General features: G+C 56.4%; 9 protein-coding genes. 4 read left to right on the forward strand and 5 right to left on the reverse strand.

Going from position 1 to position 15,623, the window contains the following annotated elements:
* Positions 1-26 precede the first annotated feature (26 nt).
* Entirely contained in the window at positions 27-2,105 is a 2,079-nt protein-coding gene (malQ, locus tag ACR6JA_RS15690) for a 4-alpha-glucanotransferase (protein ID WP_494494131.1), read from the reverse strand.
* Between the two features lie 9 nt (positions 2,106-2,114).
* Positions 2,115-4,517 carry a maltodextrin phosphorylase gene (gene malP / locus ACR6JA_RS15695; RefSeq protein WP_494494132.1) on the reverse strand — a complete coding sequence of 801 codons (2,403 nt, stop codon included), beginning with the start codon at positions 4,515-4,517 and terminating at the stop codon, positions 2,115-2,117.
* Positions 4,518-4,937: 420 nt separating this feature from the next.
* Here malP and malT point away from each other — a divergent pair, with 420 nt between their 5' ends.
* Positions 4,938-7,643 carry an HTH-type transcriptional regulator MalT gene (gene malT, locus ACR6JA_RS15700; protein ID WP_213713800.1) on the forward strand — a complete coding sequence of 902 codons (2,706 nt, stop codon included), beginning with the start codon at positions 4,938-4,940 and terminating at the stop codon, positions 7,641-7,643.
* Positions 7,644-7,839: 196 nt separating this feature from the next.
* Here the strand turns inward: malT and glpD are convergent, their stop codons facing one another.
* Positions 7,840-9,348: a glycerol-3-phosphate dehydrogenase gene (gene glpD / locus ACR6JA_RS15705; protein WP_166878486.1), complete on the reverse strand. Its 1,509-nt coding sequence runs from the start codon at positions 9,346-9,348 to the stop codon at positions 7,840-7,842.
* Between the two features lie 195 nt (positions 9,349-9,543).
* Between glpD and glpE the strand changes: the two genes are divergently transcribed.
* From glpE to ACR6JA_RS15720, 3 genes are all read left to right on the forward strand, one after another.
* Complete coding sequence (glpE, locus tag ACR6JA_RS15710) at positions 9,544-9,870, forward strand: thiosulfate sulfurtransferase GlpE (RefSeq protein ID WP_008457894.1); 327 nt, start codon at positions 9,544-9,546, stop codon at positions 9,868-9,870.
* 139 nt (positions 9,871-10,009) lie between these two features.
* Positions 10,010-10,831, forward strand: coding sequence for a rhomboid family intramembrane serine protease GlpG (gene glpG, locus ACR6JA_RS15715; RefSeq protein ID WP_494494133.1), 822 nt, complete (start codon positions 10,010-10,012; stop codon positions 10,829-10,831).
* A gap of 17 nt (positions 10,832-10,848) precedes the next feature.
* Positions 10,849-11,607: a DeoR/GlpR family transcriptional regulator gene (locus ACR6JA_RS15720; protein ID WP_008457897.1), complete on the forward strand. Its 759-nt coding sequence runs from the start codon at positions 10,849-10,851 to the stop codon at positions 11,605-11,607.
* 59 nt (positions 11,608-11,666) lie between these two features.
* On the opposite strand, the gene glgP is transcribed toward ACR6JA_RS15720, so the two are convergent.
* Positions 11,667-14,114, reverse strand: a complete 2,448-nt coding sequence (gene glgP, locus ACR6JA_RS15725) for a glycogen phosphorylase (protein WP_494494134.1) — start codon at positions 14,112-14,114, stop codon at positions 11,667-11,669.
* Positions 14,115-14,140: 26 nt separating this feature from the next.
* Positions 14,141-15,574 carry a glycogen synthase GlgA gene (gene glgA, locus ACR6JA_RS15730; RefSeq protein ID WP_213713791.1) on the reverse strand — a complete coding sequence of 478 codons (1,434 nt, stop codon included), beginning with the start codon at positions 15,572-15,574 and terminating at the stop codon, positions 14,141-14,143.
* Between the last annotated feature and the right edge of the window lie 49 nt (positions 15,575-15,623).

Here is a 15,623-nt window from a genome sequence, read left to right on the forward strand (position 1 = left end):
AGAGGGCTAGGGTGAGGGTCACCAAATCACTGCTTCTTACGCCGCTTATCCAAATCCTTCAGCAACTTATTCACCCGTTCATCGGCAAACATCGCTTCCAGAGAGACGGTTAGCTTGCGCCGCCAGTTCTTATATTGATCGCTGGTGCCAGGAATATTCACCGGCTCGGCCATATCCAGCCAGTCCTCAGGCTGCAGCCCCAGCAGCGCGCTATGGCTGTCGGCAATATACCGCTGCATTCCACGGTTGAGCGTGTCGGTCATCGTCATTAACGCGGCCTTATGCCCCGCCCGCTTCGGCAAGCAGCCGTATTTATGCAGCCCGTCCAGCAAACCTTGTTTAGCCCTTTCGCGGTCTTCATACAGCCCCGCCAGCACCTCTTCATCAGGGTAAAGTCCCAGCGTTTTGCCCAGCGTTAAATCACCGCTATTCCAGTAGCCACGCAGCGTGGGTAAGTCGTGCGTTGTGGCAACCGCCATCGACTGCTTAGGCCATGTGGCCGGAGCCCGGAATTGCTTCTCTCCGTCGTGTTCGAAGTACAGCACTTTGTAAGAATAAACGCCGCTGTCGCGAAGCTTGCCGACGATTTCAACCGGCACGGTACCGAGGTCCTCGCCAATCACCATGCAGCGATGGCGCTGGCTTTCCAGGGCCAGAATCGAAAGCAGATCGTCCACCGGGTACTGCACATAGGCGCCTTTATCCGCCGTCTCGCCGTAGGGGATCCACCACAGCCGCAGCATCGACATAACGTGGTCAATGCGCAGGGCACCGCAGTGGGTCATATTGGCGCGCAGCAGTTCGATAAACGGCTGATAGCCGCGAGCGGCCATGACGTGGGGATCCATCGGTGGCAGCCCCCAGTTTTGGCCTAATGGGCCGAGGATATCCGGCGGCGCGCCAACGGAGGCTTTCAGGCAGTAAAGCTCACGGTCACACCAGGTTTCAGAGCCGCCTTCCGCTACGCCCACCGCCAGGTCGCGATAAAGGCCAATCGGCATCCCGTCATGCTGGCTGGCATCCCAGCAGGCCTTAAACTGACGCCAGGCGAGATACTGCAGCCAAAGCCAGAAGTTGACCTCATCGCAATGCTGCTCGCAGAACTGCTTCACTTCCGGGCTATGGGCGTCGCGATAGCCTTCCGGCCACACCGGCCAGCCCCAGCGCAGAGGATCTTCGTTAACCTGGCTGGCATGAAGCGCATCGTAGGCAGCCTGGTAGAACAGACCTTCTCCTCCTTCCGCAACGAACCTGCCAAACGCGACGACTTGTGCATCGCTGGCTGTACGCAACGAGAACTGCTGCCACGCTAAACGCAGTCCCGCAACTTTGAGGGCCGTAACGGCGGAATAATCCACCCACTCGGCATCTCTCGCGGCCTGAAGCTGTTTCTGTACTGTGGATGTTTTCCACCACGTCTGCGCCGCTTTGCTGTTCTGGAAATCTTCTACCACATTGACGTCGATATAGATGACATTCAGCCAGCGGCGTGACGAAGGGCTGTATGGGCTGGCGCTCTCCGGGTTAGCCGGGTAAAGCGAATGAATCGGGTTGAGGCCGACAAACGCTCCGCCCCGCTTCGCCACATCCCCCAGCATCTGCTTCAAATCGCCAAAGTCGCCGATGCCCCAGTTAGCCGCCGAGCGCAGCGTATAAAGCTGCACGCACGCCCCCCACAGCTTTTTGCCCTGCAGTAACGCGTCAGGCTCATAGCAGCGCGGCGGGGCGACGATAATTCGGCTCGTCCAGCTCTGCTTTTGCCGACTGACCACCAGCGAATGGTAGCCTTCGGGTAGCTTTGTCGGCAGCGATAACTTCTTCCCACCGGAAACTTGCCCGCGGTGGGTATGACCTTCTTCAGTGGTCAGCGTCCAGCTAAATTCACCCTCGCCTTCCAGCGTCAGCTGCATTCGCTGCCCGGCAGTGAAAACCTGAACCGCTGGCACAGGATCTGTCGACTTTTTTGCAACAGCGGTGCGGTTCATGGCCTCGAGCAGACGCAGTTTTGTCTCCGCAGGAATCGCCTGCGGTTTGCCGTGAGCGTTGATGTAGTTCGGGCTGATACCCGCCGCCAGAGCGGCGCTATCAAGACGTTTGCTCTCCATGGCGCTCCCTTAGCGTTTTGCCTGCCAGATACGTTGTTGGTAATCGCGGATCGAGCGATCGGAGCTGAACATGCCGCAACGGGCGCTGTTCAAAATGGCGGCGCGCGTCCAGGCTTCCTGGTCCAGATAAAGTTTGTCGGCAAGCTTTTGCGCTTCGGCATAAGCAGTGAAGTCCGCCATCAACAGGTAAGGATCGCCGCCCTCTTTGCCGATGCTGTGCAGCATCTGCTCAAAGGCATGTTTATCTCCTGCGCTGTATTTGCCCTGTTCCAGCTCTTTAAGCACGGCATCCAGCACTTTATCTTTTTTGCGCCATTTCACAGGGTCATAGCCTTTGGCTTTCAGGGCCTTAACCTGTTCGACGGTGTGGCCAAAAATAAAGATATTCTCTTCACCCACCTTCTCTGCGATTTCAACGTTGGCACCGTCCAGCGTCCCCACAGTTAATGCGCCGTTCAATGCCAGCTTCATGTTGCCTGTGCCAGAAGCTTCTTTGCCCGCAGTGGAAATCTGTTCGGAAATGTCGGCCGCCGGGATCATGATCTCCGCCGCAGATACGCAGTAGTCCGGCAGGAAAACAACCTTCAGTTTGTCACCCACCAACGGATCGTTGTTGATCGCCTCGGCCACTTTGTTGATCGCAAAGATAATATTTTTGGCCAGGTAATAACCCGGAGCCGCCTTCGCGCCAAACAGGTAAACGCGCGGCACGCGGTCTGCTTTCGGGTTCTCGCGAATCTCTTTGTACTGCGCCAGGATATGCAGCAGGTTCAAGTGCTGACGTTTGTATTCGTGCAGACGTTTGATTTGCACATCGAACAATGCATCCGGGCTAATCACGATGCCGGTACGAGCCTTCACAAATGCAGCCAGTTTTACTTTGTTCTGATGCTTGATTTCGCGCCAGGTCTGGCGGAATTTGGCGTCATCGGCGTGCTTTTCCAGTCCTTCCAGCACGTCGAGGTTATTCGCCCACTCTTTCTTCAGCGTCTTGTCGAACAGTTTGGCAAGCGCCGGGTTGCACTGCTTGATCCAGCGGCGCGGCGTAATGCCGTTCGTCACGTTATGGAATTTGTTCGGCCACAGTTGGTGGTATTCCGGGAACAGATCTTTCACCACCAGCTCAGAATGAAGCGCTGCAACGCCGTTCACCGCAAAGCCTCCGACCACGCACAGGTTAGCCATACGTACCTGCTTGCTATGCACCACGGCAAGCTTCGCCCAGACGGCTTCATCCCCCGGCCAGGTTTTGTCTACCAGCAGCTTAAAGCGTTTGTTAATCTCATTGATGATTTGCATATGGCGAGGCAGCAGCGCTTTCACCAGCTTCTCGTCCCAGCACTCCAGAGCTTCAGGCATGAGGGTGTGGTTAGTGTAGGCGAACGTTTTACTGGTAATCGCCCAAGCGTCGTCCCAGCTAAGCTGATGTTCGTCAATCAGCACGCGAAGCAGCTCAGGGATAGCGATGGTTGGGTGGGTATCGTTCAGTTGAATCACTTCGTAGGCCGGCAGCTCGGCGAGCTTGCGGCCTGCCAGATGATGGCGGCGCAGAATGTCAGCCACCGAACAGGCACACTGGAAATACTGCTGCATCAGGCGCAGCTTTTTACCGTTCAGGTGATTGTCATTCGGATAGAGCACCTTGGTGAGCTTTTCAGCGTCAATGCCCTGCTGCTCGGCCTTAAGAAACTCACCGTCATTAAATTTCGTCAAATCAAATGGATGAGCATGTTTTGCCTGCCACAGGCGCAGCGGCTGCGCCACGCCGTTTCGGTATCCCAGCACCGGTAAATCCCACGCCTCGCCCTGGAAAATAAAGGCTGGCTCCCAGCGGGAATGCTTACCGTCCTTCACGAGTTTCCCGCCAATGCCCACCTGCACATCCAGCGCGCTGTTGTGACGGAACCAAGGGTAGCTCCCGCGCTGCCAGTCATCCGGGGCTTCCATCTGTTTGCCGTCCTTAAAGGACTGGCGGAACAATCCGTACTGATAGTTGAGGCCATAGCCGATGGCCGATTGCCCGACCGTGGCCATTGAGTCCAGGAAGCAGGCCGCAAGCCGTCCCAACCCGCCGTTGCCTAAAGCCGGGTCCGTTTCTTCTTCCAGTAAATCGGTGAGGTTTATCTGGTAATCCTTCAGCACATCGCTCACCTCAGTGAACCAGCCAAGATTAAGCAGGTTATTCCCCGTCAGGCGGCCTATCAGAAACTCCATCGAGATGTAGTTTACGTGGCGCTGTTTGGCTTCAGGTTTTGCTGCTGGCTGAGCCGCTAAGTGCTCTGCAAGCGCACCACTAACCGCCTGCCACCACTGATGCTGAGTCATTTCACTGGCATCATGGAGGCCATAACGCTGCCACTGGCGCGTCAGAGCGGACTGGAACTGTTCTTTACTGAAGATCGGCTGTGACATAGAAAATCGGTCCTGTAATGTTCGAAAATCATTACCCGTTAGTGTGCCGGGCAGCCCGTGGGAGTTCCTCCTCCCGGCGCGGATTAGGCGGGGAGGAGTAGCGAGGATGAGCGAAAAATGTGATCTCTGCCACTCGATGCGGCGGTGTAACAGGTTTCAGCCGCGCTGCCACAAGCAGTGGGCAATCGCATTCATGAAAAAATGGAACTGTGACAGGGTGCAACTTACCGAGCTCGGAAAGTTCAACAACCTTGCAATAAAAAGCATTCTGGCAGACCTTATCCGTAAGCATTAATTACGAAGCGTAAAAAAAATCGCATCCTTGAACTTTTCCCTCCATTATTTTCTCTGCAGTCCGGCAGCCCCGCCCTGCAGCGCGAAAAATGCCGGGGAAATTTATACACAGTGAAGTGATCAACTATGTTAATCCCATCCAAATTAAGCCGCCCCGTTCGGCTGGAAAACACTGTGGTTCGCGATCGCCTGTTGGTGAAGCTTTCAACTGCCGCCAACTATCGCTTAGCGCTGATCGCCAGCCCGGCCGGTTATGGTAAAACGACCCTCGTGTCGCAGTGGGCGGCGGGGCGAAAAGAGCTGGGTTGGTATTCCCTTGATGAGGGAGATAACCAGCAGGAACGCTTTGCCAGCTACCTGATTGCCGCCTTGCAGCACGCCACCGGCGGCCACTGCGCCAGTAGCGAAATCATGGCGCAAAAGCGGCAATACGCCAGCCTGTCCTCGCTCTTTTCTCAGCTGTTCATTGAGCTGGCGGGATGGGACAAACCGCTGTACCTGGTGATTGATGATTATCATCTGATTGCCAACCCGGTTATTCATGAAGCCATGCGCTTTTTCATTCGCCACCAGCCAGAAAACCTGACACTGGTGATCCTGTCGCGCAATCTCCCGCAGCTTGGCATTGCCAACCTTCGCGTGCGCGATCAGCTCCTGGAAATTGGTAGCCAGCAGCTCGCCTTTACGCATCAGGAAGCCAAACAGTTCTTCGACAACCGCCTGGCAACGCCGATTGAACAAGCGGACAGCAGTCGCCTGTGTGATGACGTTGCTGGCTGGGTAACCGCGCTCCAGTTAATCGCCTTGTCCGCACGCCAGAGCAATACGCCAGCTCAACATTCCGCACGCCGCCTGTCGGGCATTAACGCCAGCCATCTTTCAGATTATCTGGTGGATGAAGTCCTGAACAACGTCGATGCCGATACTCGCAACTTCCTGCTGAGAAGCTCCATCCTGCGCTCAATGAATGACGCATTGATCATCCAGGTGACGGGTGAAGAAAATGGCCAGATGCGGCTGGAAGAGATTGAGCGCCAGGGCTTGTTCCTGCAGCGCATGGACGATTCCGGCGAATGGTTCTGCTTCCACCCGCTGTTTGGCAGTTTCCTTCGCCAGCGCTGCCAGTGGGAGCTGGCCGCAGAGCTGCCGGATATTCACCGGGCGGCCGCCGAAAGCTGGATGGCGCAAGGCTTCCCAAGCGAGGCTATTCACCACGCGCTGGCGGCAGGTGACGCCAATATGCTGCGCGATATTCTGCTGGGCCACGCGTGGGCGCTGTTTAACCACAGCGAACTGACGCTGCTCGAGGAGTCACTGAAGGCGCTGCCGTGGGAAAGTCTGCTGGAAAACCCAAAACTTGTGCTGCTGCAGGCCTGGCTGATGCAAAGCCAGCACCGCTACGGCGAAGTGAATACCCTGCTGGCAAGGGCCGAGCAGGAAATGGACCTGGTAATCGACGACACATTGCACGGTGAATTTAACGCCCTGAGAGCCCAGGTTGCCATCAACGCGGGCGATCCGGCGGAAGCCGAGCGCCTGGCCATGGTCGCGTTGGAAATGCTGCCGCTGGCCAATTTTTACAGCCGCATAGTAGCGACCTCGGTTCACGGCGAAGTGCTGCACTGCAAGGGCGATCTGACGAAGTCTCTTTCCGTTATGCAGCAGACCGAGCAAATGGCCCGCCGCCACGATGTGTGGCACTACGCGCTGTGGAGCCTAATTCAGCAAAGCGAAATCCTGCTGGCTCAGGGGTTCTTACAGGCCGCCTGGGAAACCCAGGAGAAAGCCTTTGTGCTGATCCGCGAGCAGCACCTCGAACAATTGCCACTGCATGAGTTTCTACAGCGTATCCGGGCCCAGCTGCTTTGGGCCTGGGCCCGGCTGGATGAAGCCGAAGCAGCAGCCCGCAGCGGAATGGAGGTCCTTTCCGGCTTCCAGCCGCAGCAACAGCTCCAGTGTCTGGCGCTGCTGGTGCAATGCTCGCTGGCGCGCGGTGACCTGGATAATGCTCGTAATCACCTTAATCGCCTCGAAAATTTGCTTGGGAACGGTCCCTGGCACAGCGACTGGGTCTCCAACGCCGACAAGGTACGGGTGATTTACTGGCAAATGATTGGCGATAAAAAGTCGGCAGCCAACTGGCTGCGCCAGACGCCGAAGCCTGAATTTGCCAATAACCACTTCCTGCAAAGCCAGTGGCGGAATATCGCCCGCGTACAAATCCTGCTGGGTGAGTACGATCCGGCGGAAATGGTGCTGGAAGAACTTAACGAAAATGCCCGCAGCCTGCGTCTGATGAGCGACCTTAACCGCAACCTGCTGCTGCTCAACCAGCTTTACTGGCAGGCGGGCAGAAAAAGTGACGCTCAACGCGTGCTGCTTGAAGCTCTGGCGCTGGCAAACCGCACCGGGTTTATCAGTCACTTCGTTATCGAAGGGGAAGCAATGGCGCAGCAGCTGCGCCAGCTTATTCAGCTCAACACGCTGCCGGAGCTGGATCAGCACCGCGCTCAACGCATCCTGCGTGAGATAAACCAGCACCACCGCCATAAGTTTGCGCACTTTGATGAAAGCTTTGTGAACCGCCTGCTGAATCACCCGGAAGTGCCGGAGCTTATCCGCACCAGCCCGCTGACGCAGCGAGAATGGCAGGTGTTGGGGCTGATTTATTCCGGTTATAGCAACGAGCAGATCGCCGGAGAGTTGGATGTTGCGGCCACCACCATCAAAACGCATATCCGAAATCTTTACCAGAAGCTGGGCGTGGCGCACCGTCAGGACGCGGTACAGCATGCACAGAAATTACTGAAGATGATGGGGTATGGGGTTTAGCTGGAGATATTATCTATGCAGAGGTCAGCTTAGATTCCGCTCGCTTCCAGTCCAGGGTCGCTTCTGGTTTTTTTACCCTCTCCCTGAAAGGGAGAGGGTAAAAACCATGTTTCCCGCCCCTCCCCCCTTTGGGGAAAGGGGCGGGGTGAGGGGCGGGTGAGCTGTCGGAAACAGCGAAAGGGAAGAGATATTCCGGTTAAGACGCCAGCGACAGTCCCGCTTTAGCCGCCTGCTTTACCAGCCACTGCGCCACCCGCGCCTGCTGCTCTTCGTTCAGCCACATGCCCAGTTTGGTGCGGCGCCACAGCGCATCTTCCGCACATCTGACCCATTCATGCTCAACCAGATAGCGAAGCTCGGCTTCATAAAACTCATGGCCAAAATCTTCGCCCAGATCGCCCAGGGTTTTGGCATCGCCCAGCACCAGATCGCTGTTGCTGCCATAGGTGCGCGCCAGGTGGCGGGCAAGGCTTTCGGTCAGGAAACCGTAACGACGGCGCAGCTTGGCCGCATAATCATCGCGATCGCCACCGATGTCACCGCCAGGCAGGCGGCACTCTTTGGTCCAGGCCGGGCCGATATTCGGGTAGTAACGCTCCAGCTTATCCAGCGCATGTTCAGCCAGCTTACGGTAGGTCGTCAGTTTACCGCCGAAGACCGACAGCAGCGGTGCCTGACCATTTTCGTCATGAATATCGAGAGTGTAATCGCGGGTCACCGCCTGCGGAGAATCAGACTCGTCATCACACAGCGGACGCACGCCAGAATAGGTCCAGACGATATCATCTTTGGTCAGCGTCTTTTTGAAATGCGCGTTGTAAACGTTCAGCAGATAGCTCACTTCTTTGTCATCAATCTGCACCGCTTTCGGGTCACCGTGGTATTCCACGTCGGTGGTGCCGATGATGGAGAATTCGTCCATCCACGGGATCACAAACACAATACGTTTATCTTCGTTTTGCAGGATGTAAGCCTGCTTCTGGGTATGCACGCGAGGCACCACGATGTGGCTGCCTTTGATCAGACGGATTCCGTAAGGTGAAGGCAGGTGTAGCCCTTCATCAAAGAAGGTTTTTACCCACGGACCGGTGGCGTTAACCAGGCCTTTCGCGCGCCAGGTAAAGGTTTCGCCGGTATCAATATCCTGCGCTTCAACGACCCACAGCCCGTTTTCGCGGGTTGCTTTGGTGGCGCGAGTGCGGGTTTTCACCTCTCCGCCCTTGCGGGTCACCATTTGGGCATTGGCCAGCACCAGGCGAGCATCATCCACCCAGCAGTCGGAATATTCGAAACCGCGCACGATCTCAGGCTTCAGCACTGAATCTGCGCCAAAACGCAAGCCGGTAGAGGCCGGCAAACTGGTGCGTTTCCCCAGATGATCGTACATGAACAGGCCTGTCCGAATCATCCACGCCGGGCGAAGGTGCGGCCGGTGCGGCAAACGAAAGCGCATTGGGAAGGCAATGTGCGGTGCCATTTTCAACAGCACTTCACGCTCCGCCAGCGCCTCACTCACCAAGCGAAACTCGTAATGCTCCAGGTAGCGCAGGCCGCCGTGAATCAGCTTCGAGCTGGCGGAAGAGGTCGCGCAGGCCAGATCCTGTCCCTCCAGCATCAACACGGATAACCCGCGGCCAGCGGCGTCCGCCGCAATACCGGCGCCGTTGATTCCACCGCCAATAACAATCAGATCTTTGGTTTCCATGTTGCCCTCACGCACTTTCGTTAAAGCTCAAAAATGTTCGATATCGCTCATAATAGCAAGTGTTCGCCCGCTTTGGTAACGAAATAAAAACATTTCTACGTGATATGGATAACATATTGGCGTTAATATCAGCGCCAGCGGGGCGCGATGCCTTAACATGCCCCTTGTTTCCTTTCTTTCTCGACGAGTAAAACCATGGATCAATTTGAATGTATTGGTGTGGAAGAAGCACACCAGAAACTCCAGCAGCAGCAGGCGGTATTGGTGGATATCCGCGATCCGCAGAGCTTTGCCATGGGACACACGCCGGGGGCTTACCACCTCACCAACGACACGCTGGTGAATTTTATGCAGCAAACCGACTTCGACACGCCGGTCATGGTGATGTGCTACCACGGCAACAGCAGCAAAGGCGCCGCCCAATATCTGCTGCAGCAAGGCTATGACCAGGTCTACAGCATCGACGGTGGCTTTGATGCCTGGCACCGCCATTTCCCGGCTGAAGTCGCTCACGGCGCGTAAAGTTCAGCCCTTGTCGCTCCCTGCAGGTATACTGCTTGCCTTAATAAAAGCTTTACCCTAAATAATTTGAGTCGTAGGAAGACGATGCCCCTACGGCTCGAAGTATGACGGGTAAATAGACGAAGTTGGTTAAACTTTCATGATCATGATTACCTCTTTCGCCAACCCGCGCGTGGCGCAGGCTTTTGTCGACTATATGGCAACTCAGGGCATTATTCTTACTATTCAGCAGCATACGCAAAGCGATGTCTGGCTGGCCGATGAAAGTCAGGAACAGCATGTTCGCGCCGAGCTGGAAAAGTTCGTCGCGAACCCCGGCGACCCGCGCTACCAGGCCGCCAGCTGGAGCACCGGCCACAGCGGCGTGGGTTTCAGCTATAAACGCTATCCGTTTTTTGCCACCATCAAAGAGCGTGCCGGCCCGCTGACGCTTATCGTCATCGGCGTGTGCATCGCGCTGTTTATCCTGCTCAATATTGTGGGCTTCGGCCCGGTGATCTCCGTGCTTGGCTGGCCGCTCGTGCCCGAGCAGCGCTTTGAGTTGTGGCGTTATTTCACGCACGGATTACTGCATTTCTCCTTGCTGCATATCCTCTTTAACCTACTATGGTGGTGGTATTTAGGCGGCGCGCTCGAAAAACGCCTCGGCACCGGCAAACTGCTGACGCTGACGCTTATCTCCACCCTGCTGAGCGGTTTTATGCAGGCAAAATTTACCGGCCCGCTGTTTGGCGGCCTGTCAGGCACGGTGTTTGCGCTGATGGGTTATGTCTGGCTGCGCGGAGAGCGAGATCCCGACAGCGGCATTCAGATGCAGCGCGGGCTGCTGGCGTTTGCGGTAATTTGGTTGGTTATTGAGGTCTTTACTCAGTCCGCTGTCATTCCAGCGCACCTGACCGGCATGCTGGTTGGCCTGGCGATGGCGCTGGTAGATACCCTGAATGCGCGAAAACGAACATAACAATGCTGGAGTAGCTTGTGAAGCAGACACAACGTCATGACGCGATTATTGAGCTGGTTAAGCAGCAGGGATACGTCAGTACCGAAGAGTTGGTGGAACAGTTTGCCGTCAGCCCGCAAACCATCCGCCGGGATTTAAACGACCTGGCCGATCAGAATATGATCCTGCGCCACCACGGCGGGGCGGCCCTGCCCTCCAGCTCGGTTAACACCCCGTGGCATGACCGAAAAGCAACGCAAACCGCAGAAAAAGAGCGTATTGCGCAGAAGGTTGCCAGCCAAATTCCTAACGGCGCCACGCTGTTTATCGACATCGGCACGACGCCGGAAGCCGTGGCGCATGCGCTGCTTAATCACAGCAACCTGCGCATTGTGACCAACAACCTCAACGTGGCGAACACGCTGATGGCTAAAGAAGATTTCCGTATCATTCTGGCCGGCGGGGAGCTGCGCAGCCGCGATGGCGGCATTATCGGCGAGGCCACGCTGGACTTCATTTCCCAGTTCCGCCTCGACTTCGGCATTCTCGGCATCAGCGGGATCGACAGCGACGGCTCGCTGCTTGAGTTCGACTACCACGAGGTTCGCACCAAGCGCGCGATTATCGAAAACTCTCGCAGCGTGTTGCTGGTCGTGGACCATTCGAAGTTTGGCCGTAATGCGATGGTGAATCTGGGCAGTATTAGCCTGGTGGATACCGTGTATACCGACGTGGTGCCGCCCGCAGGAGTGATGCAGGTGATTAAAGAGAATAACGTGCAGCTGGAGCTGTGCTGAGTTTTACCCTCGGCCCGGCCCTCTCCCCCGTGGGGAGAGGGTTAGGGTGAGGGGAAAAGTTACAATCTCACCGGCTTAATATGCCAAATCTCGTCGGCATACTCCTGAATCGTCCTATCTGACGAGAAATAGCCCATATTGGCAATATTGTGCATAGTGCGGATAGTCCACTCCTCCGGCTGCTGGTAAACCTCATCCACCTTGTCCTGACAGTCCACATAGCTGCGGTAATCCGCCAGCACCTGGTAGTGATCGCCAAAGTTAATCAGCGAGTCGACTAAGTCCCGATAGCGCCCCGGCTCTCCGGGGCTGAATGCCCCCGTCGCGATTTGCGTCAGTACCTGGCGCAGCTCTTCATCCTTCTCGTAATACTCCCGAGGGTTGTAGCCTTTGCTGCGGAGTGTCTCCACCTCTTCTGCGGTGTTGCCGAAGATAAAGATGTTGTCCTTGCCGACGTGGTCGAGCATCTCCACGTTGGCGCCGTCCAGCGTCCCGATGGTCAACGCCCCGTTAAGCGCAAACTTCATGTTACTGGTACCCGAAGCTTCGGTTCCCGCCAGCGAAATTTGCTCGGAGAGATCTGCCGCCGGAATAATCAACTGGGCGAGGCTGACGCTGTAGTTGGGGATAAACACCACCTTCAGCTTATCTTTAACCTGCAGGTCGTTGTTGATTACCTCCGCAACGTCGTTGATAAGATGGATAATATGCTTCGCCATGTAATAGGCCGATGCCGCTTTACCCGCGAAAATATTCACGCGTGGCACCCATTCCGCCTCAGGATCGGCCTTGATGCGGTTATAGCGGGCGATCACATGCAGGACGTTCATTAGCTGGCGCTTATATTCATGAATGCGCTTAATCTGCACATCGAATAAGGCGTCCGGGCTCACCACGACGTTGAGCTGCTGCCCAATGTACGTCGCCAGCCGTTTTTTATTCGCCAGCTTGGCCTTACGCACCGCCTGATGCACCGTCGGGTAGTCAATGTGCTGCTTCAGGTCGTTCAGTTGGCTTAAGTCCGTCCGCCAGGTCTGCCCGATATTGTCATCCAACACTTCAGACAGCGCCGGGTTGGCAAGCGCCAGCCAGCGGCGCGGCGTGACGCCGTTCGTTTTGTTGCTAAAGCGCATCGGGAAGATACTGGCGAAGTCGGCAAACAGGGACTGCACCATCAGATTGGAGTGCAGCTCAGACACGCCGTTTACTTTATGGCTGACCACCACCGCGAGCCAGGCCATCCGCACTCGCCTGCCGTTGGATTCGTCGATGATAGATGCCCTGCCCAGCAGCCCCGTGTCGTTCGGGTACTGCTCCTGCAGGGTTTTCAGGAAGTAGTCGTTAATCTCAAAGATTATCTGCAGATGACGCGGCAGGATCTTGCCGAGCATGTCTACCGGCCAGGTTTCCAGCGCCTCGCTCATCAGCGTGTGGTTGGTGTACGAGAAGACCTGGCAGGTCACTTCGAACGCTTCCTCCCATTCAAACTTATGCTCGTCAATCAGCAGCCGCATTAACTCCGGAATCGACAGCACCGGGTGGGTGTCATTCAGGTGAATCGCAATTTTATCCGCAAGGTTGGCGTAGGTTTTATGCAGTTGATAATGGCGGCTCAGAATATCCTGCATGGTCGCCGAAACCAGGAAATACTCCTGACGCAGGCGAAGCTCACGCCCCGAATAGGTAGAGTCATCGGGATAAAGCACACGGGACACGTTTTCGGAGTGGTTTTTGTCTTCCACCGCCGCGAAGTAATCGCCCTGGTTAAACTTACCGAGGTTGATCTCGCTGCTCGCCTGAGCGTTCCACAGCCGCAGCGTGTTGGTCGCGTCGGTGTCGTAGCCCGGAATAATCTGGTCATAGGCAACCGCAAGGATCTCTTCGGTTTCGACCCAACGAGACTTTTTCCCTTCCTGCTGAATACGCCCGCCGAAACGCACCTTGTAGCGCGTATTGTGGCGCTTAAACTCCCACGGGTTGCCGTACTCAAGCCAGTAGTCCGGCGACTCTTTCTGGCGGCCATCGACGATGTTCTGCTTGAACATCCCGTAGTCGTAACGAATGCCGTAGCCACGCCCAGGCAGCCCCAGGGTCGCCAGCGAATCGAGGAAACAGGCGGCGAGACGCCCCAAACCTCCGTTGCCAAGGCCGGGGTCGTTCTCCTCGTCAATCAACTCTTCGAGGTCGAGGCCCATCTCTTCGAGGGCATTTTTCACATCTTCATAGATGCCGAGGGAAAGCAGCGCGTTCGACAGCGTGCGTCCGATCAGAAACTCCATCGACAGGTAGTAAACCTGGCGGACTTCCTGGGAAAGCTGGGCGCGGTTGGAACGCAGCCAGCGCTCCACCAGCCTGTCGCGCACGGCAAACAGCGTCGCGTTAAGCCACTCGTGTTTATTGGCGATGGCAGGGTCTTTCCCCACCGTAAACATCAGCTTATAGGCAATCGAGTGTTTAAGCGCCTCGACGCTCAGCGTGGGTGATGCATAGGAAAAGGGTGCGTTCATATCAGTGATTCCTGGTGTATGGGTAATTACATCAAGCGTTGATAAAGGTCGCGGTATGACTGCGCCGCTACCTGCCAGCTAAAATCCATATTCATTGCCTGCCGCTGCACAAAACGCCACAGCGACGGGCGGGACCACAGCACGAAAGCACGCCGGATCGCGCGAAGCAGCGACCAGGCATTACTGTCTTCAAACACAAAACCGGTAGCCACACCGTCAGCCAGATTCTCGAGAGAAGTATCAGACACGGTGTCAGCCAGACCACCGGTTCGCCGCACTAGCGGCAAGGTGCCATATTTGAGACCGTAGAGCTGCGTTAAGCCGCAGGGCTCAAAGCGACTCGGGACTAAAATCACGTCGGCACCGCCCATGATGCGGTGGGAAAATGCCTCGTGATAGCCAATCTGGACGCCGACCTGACCGGGATGCTCAGCCGCCGCCGCCAGGAACCCTTCCTGCAGCACGGAGTCCCCGGCGCCCAGCAGCGCAAGCTGCCCGCCCTGTTCCAGCAACCCCGGCAATGCCTCAAGCACCAGATCCAGCCCTTTTTGGTTGGTTAACCGACTGACCACCGCGAACAGCGGGACTTTGTCGTTCACCTTCAGCCCCATCGCCACCTGCAGCTGGCGTTTGTTTTCGGCTTTCTCCTCCAGCGAATCGCGGTTATACCGCGAGGCCAGCAGCAGGTCGCTTTCCGGGTTCCAGATCTTGTCGTCCACACCATTTAAAATGCCCGACAGGCGCCCTTCACGCTGGCGCTGGCGCAGCAGCCCTTCCATGCCATAGGCAAAATGCGGGTCGGTAATCTCCCGAGCATAGGTTGGGCTGACGGCGGTGATGTGGTCGGCATAGTAAAGCCCGGCCTTCAGGTACGAAATCTGGCCGTGGAATTCCAACCCGTTCATGTCGTAGACCCACCACGGCAAATCAATTTCACTTAAGTGATGAGCATAGAACATTCCCTGATAGGCGAGATTGTGAACGGTAAATACCGACTTCGCCGGCCGCCCGCGAACCTCGAGATAGGCCGGCGTCAGCCCGGCGTGCCAGTCGTGGGCATGCACCACATCGGGATGCCAGAACGGATCCAGGCCGCAGGCCATTTCCGCCCCAACCCAGCCAAGCAGCGCAAAGCGCAGTACGTTGTCCTGGTAAGCAAACTGGTTCGTGTCGTGGTATGGGCTGCCCGGGCGTTCATAAAGATGGGGGGCATCAATCAGATAAATACCAACGCCGTTGTAGTGGCCGTAGAGCAGACGCATTGGGCCTGCGAACGTCTGTCGGTGGGCAACCACCTGAATATCTTCGATTCCTCGCCGCACATCAGGAAAGGCGGGCAACAGGACGCGCGTATCAACGCCGCCGGCAATTTGTGCCGCAGGCAAAGCGCCCAGCACATCCGCAAGGCCGCCAGTTTTCAGCAAAGGAAACATCTCGGAACAGACATGTAAGACCTGCATTATCGCTCCCATATGGAAAGTCGCGGCGCTGTGTCTTAATCATCAGGCA

This window comes from Cedecea sp. B1(4) (assembly GCF_059414925.1).

Bases quoted from the DNA above. Each gene is read 5' to 3' on its own strand.
- glgP (WP_494494134.1), bottom strand. From the start codon at position 14,114: ATGAACGCACCCTTTTCCTATGCATCACCCACGCTGAGCGTCGAGGCG.
- malT (WP_213713800.1), top strand. From the start codon at position 4,938: ATGTTAATCCCATCCAAATTAAGCCGCCCCGTTCGGCTGGAAAACACT.
- glpD (WP_166878486.1), bottom strand. From the start codon at position 9,348: ATGGAAACCAAAGATCTGATTGTTATTGGCGGTGGAATCAACGGCGCC.
- malQ (WP_494494131.1), bottom strand. From the start codon at position 2,105: ATGGAGAGCAAACGTCTTGATAGCGCCGCTCTGGCGGCGGGTATCAGC.
- malP (WP_494494132.1), bottom strand. From the start codon at position 4,517: ATGTCACAGCCGATCTTCAGTAAAGAACAGTTCCAGTCCGCTCTGACG.
- glgA (WP_213713791.1), bottom strand. From the start codon at position 15,574: ATGCAGGTCTTACATGTCTGTTCCGAGATGTTTCCTTTGCTGAAAACT.
- glpE (WP_008457894.1), top strand. From the start codon at position 9,544: ATGGATCAATTTGAATGTATTGGTGTGGAAGAAGCACACCAGAAACTC.
- glpG (WP_494494133.1), top strand. From the start codon at position 10,010: ATGATCATGATTACCTCTTTCGCCAACCCGCGCGTGGCGCAGGCTTTT.